This is a genomic window from Burkholderia sp. BE17, from assembly GCF_009362305.1.
GTDB lineage: Bacteria > Pseudomonadota > Gammaproteobacteria > Burkholderiales > Burkholderiaceae > Burkholderia > Burkholderia pyrrocinia_C.
This window is the reverse complement of record NZ_WHNU01000039.1, coordinates 44155-55432: the sequence shown is the minus strand read 5'-3', so window position 1 is coordinate 55432 and position 11278 is coordinate 44155. Positions and strand designations below refer to the sequence as shown.

At 64.0% G+C, this 11278-nt stretch carries 11 protein-coding genes and 2 pseudogenes; 9 read left to right on the top strand and 4 right to left on the bottom strand.

Annotation, left to right across the window (positions count from 1 at the left end; genetic code table 11):
• The first annotated feature begins 40 nt into the window (after positions 1–40).
• From rfbA to rfbB, 4 genes are read left to right on the top strand one after another with little or no spacing between them, the layout of a single operon-like run.
• Entirely contained in the window at positions 41–937 is an 897-nt protein-coding gene (gene rfbA / locus GD429_RS29315; protein WP_152862263.1) for a glucose-1-phosphate thymidylyltransferase RfbA, read from the top strand.
• On the top strand, positions 934–1506 hold the full coding sequence (rfbC, locus tag GD429_RS29310) for a dTDP-4-dehydrorhamnose 3,5-epimerase (protein ID WP_152862261.1): 573 nt from the start codon (positions 934–936) through the stop codon (positions 1504–1506). Before rfbA ends, rfbC begins: the two co-directional genes overlap by 4 nt.
• Positions 1503–2387 (top strand): dTDP-4-dehydrorhamnose reductase, encoded by an 885-nt coding sequence (rfbD, locus tag GD429_RS29305; RefSeq protein WP_152862259.1) that lies wholly within the window; start codon positions 1503–1505, stop codon positions 2385–2387. The genes rfbC and rfbD overlap by 4 nt, the downstream gene beginning before the upstream one ends.
• Positions 2384–3388 carry a dTDP-glucose 4,6-dehydratase gene (gene rfbB, locus GD429_RS29300; protein ID WP_152862257.1) on the top strand — a complete coding sequence of 335 codons (1005 nt, stop codon included), beginning with the start codon at positions 2384–2386 and terminating at the stop codon, positions 3386–3388. The genes rfbD and rfbB overlap by 4 nt, the downstream gene beginning before the upstream one ends.
• A gap of 92 nt (positions 3389–3480) precedes the next feature.
• Here the strand turns inward: rfbB and GD429_RS29295 are convergent, their stop codons facing one another.
• Positions 3481–4629, bottom strand: coding sequence for a porin (locus GD429_RS29295; RefSeq protein WP_152862255.1), 1149 nt, complete (start codon positions 4627–4629; stop codon positions 3481–3483).
• A gap of 191 nt (positions 4630–4820) precedes the next feature.
• On the opposite strand from GD429_RS29295, the pseudogene GD429_RS29290 reads away from it, so the two are divergent.
• The 4 genes and pseudogenes from GD429_RS29290 to GD429_RS29275 all read left to right on the top strand — a co-directional run.
• Positions 4821–5009, top strand: a pseudogene (locus GD429_RS29290) (aminotransferase class IV); the annotation flags it as partial.
• Between the two features lie 123 nt (positions 5010–5132).
• The gene (locus GD429_RS29285) at positions 5133–5801 is read left to right on the top strand and encodes a YitT family protein (protein WP_321574958.1); all 669 of its coding nucleotides are present in this window, start codon (positions 5133–5135) and stop codon (positions 5799–5801) included.
• A 719-nt stretch (positions 5802–6520) separates the two neighbouring features.
• Complete coding sequence (locus tag GD429_RS29280; RefSeq protein ID WP_152862253.1) at positions 6521–6793, top strand: hypothetical protein; 273 nt, start codon at positions 6521–6523, stop codon at positions 6791–6793.
• A gap of 269 nt (positions 6794–7062) precedes the next feature.
• Positions 7063–7371: pseudogene (locus GD429_RS29275) on the top strand (integrase core domain-containing protein); the annotation flags it as partial.
• Positions 7372–7498: 127 nt separating this feature from the next.
• Here the strand turns inward: GD429_RS29275 and GD429_RS29270 are convergent.
• Both GD429_RS29270 and GD429_RS29265 read right to left on the bottom strand, forming a co-directional pair.
• On the bottom strand, positions 7499–8335 hold the full coding sequence (locus GD429_RS29270; protein WP_152862251.1) for an alpha/beta fold hydrolase: 837 nt from the start codon (positions 8333–8335) through the stop codon (positions 7499–7501).
• Positions 8336–8624: 289 nt separating this feature from the next.
• Positions 8625–9458, bottom strand: coding sequence for an oxidoreductase (locus tag GD429_RS29265; protein WP_152862249.1), 834 nt, complete (start codon positions 9456–9458; stop codon positions 8625–8627).
• Between the two features lie 94 nt (positions 9459–9552).
• Between GD429_RS29265 and GD429_RS29260 the strand changes: the two genes are divergently transcribed.
• Entirely contained in the window at positions 9553–10530 is a 978-nt protein-coding gene (locus tag GD429_RS29260; protein WP_152862247.1) for an AraC family transcriptional regulator, read from the top strand.
• Positions 10531–10566: 36 nt separating this feature from the next.
• Here the strand turns inward: GD429_RS29260 and GD429_RS29255 are convergent, their stop codons facing one another.
• Positions 10567–11256 carry an NUDIX hydrolase gene (locus GD429_RS29255; protein WP_152862245.1) on the bottom strand — a complete coding sequence of 230 codons (690 nt, stop codon included), beginning with the start codon at positions 11254–11256 and terminating at the stop codon, positions 10567–10569.
• Between the last annotated feature and the right edge of the window lie 22 nt (positions 11257–11278).

Here is an 11278-nt window from a genome sequence, read left to right as displayed (position 1 = left end):
GCGCACGCGGGCCGCCCTTCTTCATCACAGCGAGGACATCATGCACACAGCGACTGGCCGTAAGGGACTGATTCTGGCGGGCGGATCCGGCACCCGGCTCCATCCGCTCACGCATTCGGTATCGAAGCAGCTGATGCCGGTGTACGACAAGCCGATGATCTACTACCCGCTCAGCACGATCATGCTGGCCGGCATCCGCGACGTCCTGATCATCTCGACGCCGCGCGATCTCGATGCGTTCCGGCAACTGCTCGGCGACGGCGAACAGTGGGGCATGAATTTCTCGTACGCGGTGCAGCCGAGCCCGGACGGGCTCGCGCAGGCGTTCGTGATCGGCGCGCCATTCATCGGGCACGACGCGGCGACGCTCGTGCTCGGCGACAACATCTATCACGGTCCGGCGCTGTCGTCGCTGCTGCAGCGCGTCGCCGCGCGCACGACGGGCGCAACGGTGTTCGGCTATTACGTGCGCGACCCGGAGCGCTACGGCGTCGTCTCGTTCGACGAGCACGGGCGGGCGATCGATCTCGAAGAGAAGCCTCGCGACCCGAAATCGCACTACGCGGTGACGGGTCTCTACTTCTACGACAACGACGTCGTCTCGCTCGCGAAGGAAGTGCGCCCGTCCGCGCGCGGCGAGCTGGAGATCACGGACCTGAACCGCGCCTATCTGGCGAACGGCAAGCTGAACGTCGAGATCCTCGGCCGCGGCTACGCGTGGCTCGACACCGGCACGCACGAGTCGCTGCTCGATGCGGCGAATTTCATCCAGGTGATGCAGGCTCGCCAGGGGCTGCAGATCGCGTGCCCCGAGGAGATCGCGTACCGGCTCGGCTGGATCGACTCGCAACGGCTCGAAGCGCTCGCGCACGCGTTGTCGAAAAGCGGTTATGGCCGTTACCTGCTCGACGTGCTGAACAAGGAGGTCGCCGCATGACGTCCGTCATCGAGACGACGCTGCCGGGTGTGCTGCTGATCGAACCGGCGAGCTTCGGTGACGCGCGCGGCTTCTTCGTCGAAAGCTATCGCGAGTCCTGGCTGCGCGACGCGGGCGTCGACGCGGGCTTCGTGCAGGACAATCACTCGCGCTCCCGGCGCGGCGTGCTGCGCGGCCTGCACTATCAGTTCCGGCATCCGCAGGGCAAGCTCGTGCGGGTGTCGCGCGGCGCCGTGTACGACGTCGCGGTCGACATCCGGCCCGGTTCGCCGCATCTCGGGCGCTGGTTCGGCACCGTGCTCGACGACGTGTCGCATCGCCAGCTGTGGATTCCGCCGGGCTTCGCGCACGGCTTCTGCGTGCTGTCCGACGAGGCCGACTTCGCGTACAAGTGCACCGCGTACTACGATCCGTCGTCGGACGCGGGCGTACTGTGGGACGACCCCGACATCGGCATCGAATGGCCCGCGCTCGACGTGCCGTTCGAGCTGTCCGACAAGGATCGCGGACAGCCGCGCCTGCGCGACCGTGCACCGGCGTCGCCCGACCTTCACGGAGCCCTGCGATGACGATCGTCGTGACCGGCGCGCTCGGCCAGGTCGGTCGTGAACTCCTGCTGCGCGCGGGTACGCGCCCGGCGATCGGGCTGTCCCGCGCGCAGCTCGACATCGCCGATCCGCGGGCCGTCCGCGATGCGCTCGCCACGCACCGCGCGACGCTCGTGATCAATGCGGCCGCGTGGACGGCCGTCGATCGCGCGGAAACCGAACCCGACGCCGCATGGCGCGCGAATTGCGCCGGCCCGGCGACGCTCGCCGATGCGTGCGCCGCGGCCGGCATTCCGTTGCTGCACCTGTCGACCGACTACGTGTTCGACGGCCGCGCGCAAGGCGCGTACGACGAAGCGGCGGGCGTCGCGCCGCTCGGAGTCTACGGGCACACCAAATGGGCAGGCGAGGAAGCGGTCCGCCAGCGGCTGCCGGATGCGCACCTGATCCTCCGGATCGCATGGGTGTTCGGCGCGCACGGCGGCAATTTCGTGCGCACGATGCTGCGGGTCGGCCGCGAGCGCGACGAACTCGCGGTCGTCGCCGACCAGTACGGCGGCCCGACGCACGCCGGCGCGGTCGCCGACGCGCTGCTTGAGATCGCGGATCGCCACCGCACGGGTGCCACGACGCGCTGGGGCACCTACCACCTGTGCGGCACGCCCGTCACGACCTGGCACGGGTTCGCCGAGACGATCTTCGGGCAGGCACGGCGCGCCGGCCTCATCGATCGCATCCCGCTCGTGCGCCCGATCCTCACGGCCGCCTATCCGCTGCCGGCGCCGCGGCCGGCGAACTCCGCACTCGACTGCACCCGCATTCGCGAGCATTTCGGCATCGAGGCGCCGTGCTGGATCCCGGCGCTCGCCGACGTGCTCGATACCTGGAAACGAACCTCATGAGCCATCGACCGAAACATGTCCTCGTCACCGGCGGCGCCGGGTTTATCGGCGCCAACTTTGTCCACTACCTGCTCGCGACGGATCCGCAGGTCCGGATCATCAATCTCGACCTGCTCACCTACGCCGGCAGCCTCGACCATCTCGCGGGCTCGGAAGACACCGGCCGCCACCGCTTCGTGCTCGGCGACATCTGCGACCGGCCGCTCGTCGAGAGCCTGCTGCGCGACCACGCGATCGACACGATCGTCCACTTTGCCGCCGAGAGCCACGTCGACCGCTCGATCACCGGCCCGGGCGAATTCGTGCGCGCGAACGTCGTCGGCACCTGGACTCTCCTCGACGCGGCGCGCACGGTCTGGATGACGGGGCGGGACGCCGACGCGCACGCGCAACGCCGCTTCCATCACATCGGCACCGACGAGGTGTACGGATCGCTCGCGCCGGACGATCCACCGTTCTCGGAAACCACGCCGTACGCGCCGAATTCGCCGTATTCCGCCAGCAAAGCCGGCTCCGACCATCTCGTGCGCGCGTACTTCCACACGTACGGGCTGCCGGTCACGACGACCAACTGCTCGAACAACTACGGCCCGCGCCAGCACACCGAGAAGTTCATCCCGACGGTGATCCGCAGCTGCGTCAACGACGTACCCATTCCGCTCTACGGCGACGGCGCGAACGTCCGCGACTGGTTATACGTCGACGATCACTGCCGGGCGATCGATGCCGTGATCCGGCGCGGCACGGTCGGCGAGACGTACAACGTCGGAGGATGCAACGAGTGGCGCAACACCGACATCGTCGACCTGATCTGCTCGCTGCTGGACGTGCGCCGGCCGCAGGGCGCGCCGCACGCGCGCCTCAAGCACTTCGTCGCCGACCGCCCCGGTCACGATCGCCGCTATGCAATCGACGCAGGCAAGCTCGAGCGCGAACTTCGATGGAAGCCGGCGGAAACCTTCGAGACGGGCATCCTGAAGACGCTCGACTGGTATCTGTAGGCATCCTGATGTCACTCGACATTACCCGTCGCGTCCGTCATGCGGATCGGGGACCGTCGCACGGTGTGCGGCATCCGCGAACGGCGTCGGTCTCAGAAGTGATGCAGCAGCGCGACCCGCACGACGTACTGGTTCGGGCCCGACGAGATATCGGCGGCGCCCGGAACGTACGCGTAGTCGAAGTCGGTTCCGGTGTGCGCGTTCATCGCGTGCTGGTAGACGCCTTCCACGAACACCGAGGTCCGTTTCGACATGTCGTAATTGAACTTCGTGCTCAGTTGATGCCACTTCGGATTGAACGCGCCGACCGTCGAATCGACACGAGCCTGCGTGTACGTGTATGCCGCACCGATGTAGAACGCGGGCGTGAAGTGATAGAGTCCGTTCACCTCGAAGTTGTCGAATTTCCACGATTTCCACGCACCGCCCGCCGGCTGCGTCGTACCGGTGAAATACGCGTTCGACGTCGGATCGTAGACGTCGACGTGCGAATACGTGAACCCGACGAGGGCATTCGAGAACGCGTAATTCACGCCGACGCCGATGTTCTGCTGTGACGATGCGTCGAACGTGTTGTCGCCGGTAATCGCGCCGGTCGAATCGGCATTGCGGGCGTTGTTGATCTTCAAATATGACGCGCCGACGGTTAGCCCGCCCTGCTGATATTGCAGCGCGGCGCCATACAGACGGTTGTTCGCGAAGCCGCCCGCCTGGTTGCTGAATCCATACATTGCCTCCGCGGTAATCCCGTGCCACACGGGCGACACGTACTTGACCGAGTTGTTCACGCGGAACGAGTAGTCCGTGTTGTCGTTGTCGTACGGATGCGAGAACAGATAGCCAGTCCAGTTGCCGTTTGCGGTGAGCGGCGAGAAAACGTCGACGCTCGGATCGTACTGACGGCCGAGCGTCACGGTGCCGTAGCGATCCGACGCGATACCGACGAAGGCCTGACGGCCGAATTCCCGGCCACCCTGGCTCATTTTTCCGTTGTTGACGTCGAAGCCGCTCTCGAGGGTGAAAATCGCCTGGTAGCCTCCGCCGAGGTCCTCGGTGCCCTTGATACCCCAGCGACTGCCGTAGTCGTAGCCGCTTTGCAGTTGCACGGTTCCGTGGCCGCGTGCGTTGCTCGTGTAGTTGATGCCGTCCTCGATCTTGCCATACAGTGTCACGCTGCTTTGTGCATGCGCGGCGGCAGCAAGCATGGCGGCGGGCGCGATGATCCCCCAACGCTTGTTCATGACGATTTCCCCCCAAAGTCTTTCGTTTGCCGGTCGCAACGCTTGCGCGCTGCGTATGCGTGCCGCGTCGAGATCTCTCGGCGATGCGACGGGCGCAGTGTAATGAGCCGTTTTTCTGCTGTTAGCACCCTGCGGTGGAAAGGTGCTCCTCGAAACGAAGGCTGTTTGGCGGTATGGAAAACGGGTAGCAGTTTCTCGACGCCGCGCAACACAAGTGGATCGAGGAACCAGGTGGCATGAACGTGTTCTTCGTTCTGGACGACGGCTCGCTGCGCACCCCACCGCTGTCGGGCACGATCCTGCCGGGCATCATGCGCGCCTCGATGATCGAATTGGCGACGCGTGAAGGTATCGCCGTCGATAAGTCGCCGTACGCATTCGGGCTATTTGCCCAAATAATTTTGCCTGAGTAAGCTGCCTGACGCGCGCCGCCAGGAGACATCGGCACGTATCAGTAACCCGCGGCGCGATCGATCTGGGAGGATTCGATTCGCCGTCCCGATGTGGCTGCAGACATCATGAAGCACGAATCAAGCGCCGTATCCGGCGCCATTCCGACACGCGACACAAGCGCAACGCCGCACTCCGTGCTCGAAGACATCTACGGGATGATAGTCGGCATGGCCTTTGTGGTTATCGGGCTCGTCCTGCTCAAGGCGGCCGGACTTGTCACCGGCGGGATCGCCGGCATTGCGCTGCTCGTCTCGTACCTCTGTCCATTATCGGTGGGTACGATCTTCACGCTGGTCAACCTGCCGTTCTTCATCTTCGCGCACTTCGTGATGGGGCCACGTTTCGCAATCAAATCGACGATCGCGAGCTGCGGCATCACGTTCGCCCTCGCGGCGATGCCCCGGACGCTGAAAATTGCCTTCGTGAACCCGCTGTTCGCGGCATTGGTGGGCGGCACGCTGTGCGGCATGGGCATTCTCGCGCTCGCGCGGCACGGCGCGGGCGTCGGCGGCACCGGCGTCGTCACATTGTGGCTGCAGCGCGTGCGAGGCATTAACGCCGGTATTACGCAAGTGTGTATCGACGCGATGATCCTGCTGACGTCCACGCTGGTCATTCAGGCCGATCGCGTCGGCTGGTCGGCGATCAGCGCCGTCGCGATGAGCGCGATGGTCGTCGCATGGCATCGCCCGGGCCGCTATACCGGTACCGCGCCCTGAGCGCCCGGTCGACATACCGGCGCATCTCGTCCGGCCGGTATCGGCAGCCTCATGCCGGCGGAAGCGAGGGAAAGCCATTGGACATATCGAACGCAAGTCCCCGGTGCAGTTGATGCGCTCGCCGGGTTTCGCGAGACGCGGCCCGCCTTCGCGGCGCAGATCGCGTTCGAAGTTCGCGACCGAAAAGACGACGCCGAATGTCGTCGGGGGCTCCCCGGTACACGGCAAGACATGAATTCCGGCCCGTACCGCGCCACTTGATCGTCAACATTTCCGGCATCGATCCCGTGCGCTCGACCTACCAGCGCACCACACCCGCACCACACCATCAACCATCGAATGAATATTCACCTTCGATTATTCAAATTTCAACAGCAATCAATAAATAAAAACAGCCTCACGGAAAATTTACGAAAACAGAGTTAATACGAAAAATTATCGAACCGAGTTGACGATAAATTAATTCGATTGGAATCCATCAATTCCAATCAATAGTCTGTGTTCCGCGCCGCAACATCAAGATTCCAAATCGACGAGATAACGGCGGCGCCGAAGATTATTTAAAGAATTAATTGTCTTGAGTTTTTTGCCTGACCAGGCCATCGCAGATTTCTCGACACTCGAGAATCATCGATCTGGAAAATCAGGCATGTCGTTCCGGGCATGGCCATGCAACACCAAACCGCGTTACTCCACTCATTATTACCCTAGGAAAAGACATGAAAAAGATTGCGCCCGTGCTGTTTTCAGCCCTGATGCTCGCCTCCTCGTTCGCTTCCGCGCAGGCACTTTGCAAGGCCGGCAAGATCGACAAGATCGAAACCGACGCCACCGGCAACCTGCTGGTGACCATTGCCGATGGCGTCTATTCATTCGGCGCCAAGGAAGTTTATCCGCTGATTTACTCGGCATACTCCGAAAATAGAAATATGTTTATCTACGGCAATAACTGCGCGAATGGCTCACCGGCCACCCGCTTTGCGATTCGATAAACTTTAAATAATCCTGGAATTACCGCCATTCGGCGCCGGGGGCTGGATTTTCATTTTTCAATCCAGCCCCGTTGTTTATTGCAGTTCCAAAAACGATGAGGCATGACACACTCACGCCCGCAACGCGGCGCTTCTTTCGATTGATAAGTTCGGCGGCACGGATGTGGTCGAGGCCCGTCGGCTCAAGGAGTTGGAATCGGAGAACAGACTCGGCGGCGGCTATCGCAATGCAACGCATGTTGCTATCCGGGGCGGAGTCGCCAGGTCGCAACGGCGTCGAATTTACCGCTGCCGAGGTCATGCGCTGGCTGCGATATGCCGTAATCGGTCCGGGCTTCAGCGTGCCCGACAGTCCGTGGCAAAACGGGTTCGTCGCGAGCATCACCGATAGGCTGCGTGACGAATTGCCGAACCGGAAATGGTTCCACCGCCGTGCCGAGGCCAGGGTGCTCGTCGAGCGCCGGCGGCCGTTCCACATCGAGCGCCGGCCCCATCGCGCGCCTCGCTATCAGCCTCCGGCCACGGTCCGTCGAGCCCGGCTGGATTCCGACAATATCGACGCGAGACCCACTGCCTGATCGGTCACAAGATTCCGCTTCAGGTCACGTATCCGGGCATCCGCTTCAACGCGATCAAGACTGATGGATGCGGCAGGCGATCCGGCAGCCGTTTCCAACGGCGCGGCCGGATCGCCTGCCGACGCCGTTACGCCTGCACGAACGCCAGCAGGTCGGCGTTGAGCACGTCCGCATTGACCGTCAGCATGCCGTGCGAATAACCCGGATAGGTTTTGAGCGTGCCGTTCTGCAGCAGCTTGATCGACTTCAGCGCGGCATCCGCGATCGGCACGATCTGGTCGTCTTCGCCATGCAGCACGAGCGTCGGGACGGTGATCGACTTCAGGTCCTCGGTCTGATCCGTTTCCGAAAACGCCTTGATGCCGTCGTAGTGGGCCTTCGCGCTACCCGCCATCCCCTGCCGCCACCAGTTCCGGATCACGCCCTGATGCACCGTCGCGCCGGCCCGGTTGAAACCGTAGAACGGGCCGCTCGGCACGTCCAGGAAGAACTGCGCGCGATTGTCGGCGAGCGCCTTCCGGAAACCGTCGAACACGTCGATCGGCAAGCCTTCGGGGTTCGATTCGGTTTTCAGCATCAGCGGCGGCACCGCGCTGACCAGCACCGCCTTCGCGACGCGGCCGGCCGGCTGGCCGTGCTTCGCGACGTAGCGGGCCACTTCGCCGCCGCCGGTCGAATGACCGATATGCACCGCATTGCGCAGGTCGAGCGCCTCGACGACCGCGAACGCGTCCGCTGCGTAATGATCCATGTCATGGCCGTCCGACACCTGCGCCGACCGGCCGTGGCCGCGTCGGTCGTGAGCAATCACGCGATAGCCCTTCTGAACGAAGAAGAGCATCTGCGCATCCCAGTCGTCGGAAGACAGCGGCCAGCCATGATGGAAGACGATGGGCTGTGCATCCTTCGGGCCCCAGTCCTTGTAGAAGATCTCGACGTTATCCTTCGTAGTGACGTATGGCATCTCGATTGACTCCTGTGAGGTGGACGAACTCGGCGTAACGGCCGGCAGCCATTATCAGCCATTACCGTGAAACCGTGACGCCACGGTGCGCCGCGACCGCCGATCATCCACTGACGGGAAATAAACGCCCGCGATGCGAGCGATGCCGGTGCGTCCGGCCGAGATGCACGGCAAGTCACACCGACTGCCGATCGACGCGCTTTCCTGCGGTGCTGCATCGCGTCGACGATGCCCGTGCGAAACACCGGCAATGGGGCACCCGGATTCGCGCGCCCCGCCCGGCCGATCGTCAGCCGTCCGTCGACACCGTCACGGCCTCCCACGCACGGATTTCCTGTTCCAGCGCCGCCAACTTGTTCCGCACCAGCCGCAGCGCATCGCTGCCGAGCAACAGGTGCGCGGGCGGATGTTCCGCCGCGATGACTGCGAGCATCGCCCGCGCCGCTTTCACGGGATCGCCCAACTGCTTGCCGCTCTTCTCCTCGCGCGCCTGGCGGATCGGATCGAAGATCGCGTCGTAGTCGGCGATCGAGCGCAGCGTGCGCGCCATCGAGCGGCCTGCCCAGTCGGTGCGGAACGAACCGGGCGCCACGGCCGTCACCGCAATGCCGAAAGGCTCGAGCTCCTTGCCGACGGTTTCGGAAATGCCTTCCAGCGCGAATTTGCTGCCGCAGTAGTAGGCGATTCCCGGCATCGTGATGTGGCCACCCATCGACGTGATGTTCAGGATGCGGCCGCGCCGGCGCGCGCGCATGAACGGCACGACGGCCTTCATCATCGCGACCGCGCCGAATACGTTCACGTCGAACTGCCGGCGCATCTCGGCGAGCGGCGCTTCTTCCATGATGCCTTCGTGCCCGTAGCCGGCGTTGTTCACCAGCACGTCGACGGGCCCGACATTCGCTTCGATTTCCGCGACGATGCCGTCGATGCGATCGAAATCGGTCACGTCGAGCACACGCGCGAAAGCCGCCTGCGCGGACAGCGCTTCGAATTCCCGCGCCGCCTGCGCGCTTCTCACGGTACCGACCACCGTGTAGCCGGCCGCGAGCGCCTCCCGTGCAAGCGCGCGGCCGAAGCCGCTGCTGACGCCGGTGATGAGCATGATGTTGCCGGATGCCATGTTCGCTTCTCCCGAATGTCGATTGAAGCATGCATACTAGTCTGACGATCAACGTCGAATAAGCGCGATTCCGCTTAATTTCTTGCACAAAACTATGAGCGCCGAGCCCTCCTCCGCCCGACACCCGTCGCTGTCGTCGTCACCGCGAAACCGCAAACGCCTGGTCACGCTGCTGCGCGCGCTGGCGCCCGACGAAGGCTACAACCTGACGGCGCTGCCGAGCGTGCGCATCCTGCGCTCGAACCGCGCGCTGTCGCGCACGCCGGTGCTGTACGACCCGGGCATCGTGATCGTGTGCCAGGGCTGCAAGCGCGGCTACTTCGGCGGCGAACGCTATCTGTACGACGAGCACCACTACCTCGCCGTGTCCGTGCCCGTCCCGTTCAGCATGGAAACCGACGCGACGCCCGAGCGCCCGCTTCTCGCGCTGTACCTGCACCTCGATTTCACGATGGCCGCCGAACTCGCGGCGCAGATCGACCGCGAAGGCGTGGCGGAACACGTGCAGGCGCCCAGGAGCATGATGTCGACGCCGATGGATGAAGCGATGCACGCGTCGGTGCTGCGCTTCGTCGAGGCGATGCAGCGGCCGCTCGAAGCCGCGGTGCTCGGTCCGGCGCTGCTTCGCGAGCTGTATTTCCGCGCACTGACCGGCGCGCAGGGAAGCGCGATGCGCAGCGCGCTCGCGATGCGCGGGCAGTTCGGCCGGATCGGCCGGTCGCTGCGCGTGATCCATGCCGATTACGCGCAGCCGCTCGACGTGTCGCAACTGGCCGACGAGGCCGGCATGAGCGTGCCGAGCTTTCACAGCCACTTCAAGGCGATCACGCAGGTGTCGCCGATGCAGTACCTGAAGTCGACGCGCCTGCATCAGGCGCGACTGCTGATGGTGCGCCAGGACCTGACGGCCGAAGCGGCCGGCTACGCGGTCGGTTATACGAGCCCGTCGCAGTTCAGCCGGGAATTCAAGCGTCTGTTCGGCCTGACGCCGGCGAAGGAAACGCAGCGCATGCGCGACAGCTTCGCGATTCCGGAGGCGTTCGAGGATGCGGTGTTCGTGTCGTCGCATTGAGGTGCGCGTGGCCGGATGGCGGTCCGGTGCGTGACGCTAATCGCTGCGCACACGCTCGCCGCGCGCAGCATCGAGAATCAGACTTGCCAGCGACTTCAGGATGAGCGCGGTCACGCCCCAGATGTCCTGCGCCTGATCCGCCCAGTACCAGGCGCCCGCGCGTTCGCCGTCAGTGTATTGCCGTAGCAGATCCGGATTCAGCAGCGTGGAGAACGGAAACTCAAAGATCTCCTCGACTTCGGCCGGTGCCGCCTCCCATTCGGCCGATTCCGGCACGATGCCGATCACGGGAAAGATCGCGTGATTGCGCTTTCTGGTTTTATGAATCGGCAGGCACCCGACCACCCGAATCGCGCCGGGCTCGAGGCGGATTTCCTCGAACGCTTCGCGCAGCGCGGTCGCGCCGATGCTGCCGTCGGAATCCGCCGGACGTCCGCCCGGGAAACTCACATGCGACGAGTATTCGCTTAGCCCCGACGAACGCCTGGTCAGCAGGATCGTCGGCTCGCGCCGCGCGACGATCGCCACCAGGACAGCCGAGAATTTCCACTGTCGATCGTTGTCGGCCAGATATTGCTTCGCCGCGAGCCAATCCGTTTCGGCAGGGATCCGGAAGCCTTCCACGCCGCGTACGATCGTTTCCAGAACGGCTTGCGGCGAGCCGGTATTCGTGTGTGTGTTTGCAAGCCCGCCGTCGGTATTCAAGACCCTTCTGTCGGATTCCATGTCTTCCTCCTGCATGCTTCAA

Excerpts from the sequence above, each read along its gene's own strand:
- rfbA (WP_152862263.1), top strand. The coding sequence starts at position 41 with ATGCACACAGCGACTGGCCGTAAGGGACTGATTCTGGCGGGCGGATCC.
- rfbC (WP_152862261.1), top strand. The coding sequence starts at position 934 with ATGACGTCCGTCATCGAGACGACGCTGCCGGGTGTGCTGCTGATCGAA.
- rfbD (WP_152862259.1), top strand. The coding sequence starts at position 1,503 with ATGACGATCGTCGTGACCGGCGCGCTCGGCCAGGTCGGTCGTGAACTC.
- rfbB (WP_152862257.1), top strand. The coding sequence starts at position 2,384 with ATGAGCCATCGACCGAAACATGTCCTCGTCACCGGCGGCGCCGGGTTT.
- GD429_RS29295 (WP_152862255.1), bottom strand. The coding sequence starts at position 4,629 with ATGAACAAGCGTTGGGGGATCATCGCGCCCGCCGCCATGCTTGCTGCC.
- GD429_RS29280 (WP_152862253.1), top strand. The coding sequence starts at position 6,521 with ATGAAAAAGATTGCGCCCGTGCTGTTTTCAGCCCTGATGCTCGCCTCC.
- GD429_RS29270 (WP_152862251.1), bottom strand. The coding sequence starts at position 8,335 with ATGCCATACGTCACTACGAAGGATAACGTCGAGATCTTCTACAAGGAC.
- GD429_RS29265 (WP_152862249.1), bottom strand. The coding sequence starts at position 9,458 with ATGGCATCCGGCAACATCATGCTCATCACCGGCGTCAGCAGCGGCTTC.
- GD429_RS29260 (WP_152862247.1), top strand. The coding sequence starts at position 9,553 with ATGAGCGCCGAGCCCTCCTCCGCCCGACACCCGTCGCTGTCGTCGTCA.
- GD429_RS29255 (WP_152862245.1), bottom strand. The coding sequence starts at position 11,256 with ATGGAATCCGACAGAAGGGTCTTGAATACCGACGGCGGGCTTGCAAAC.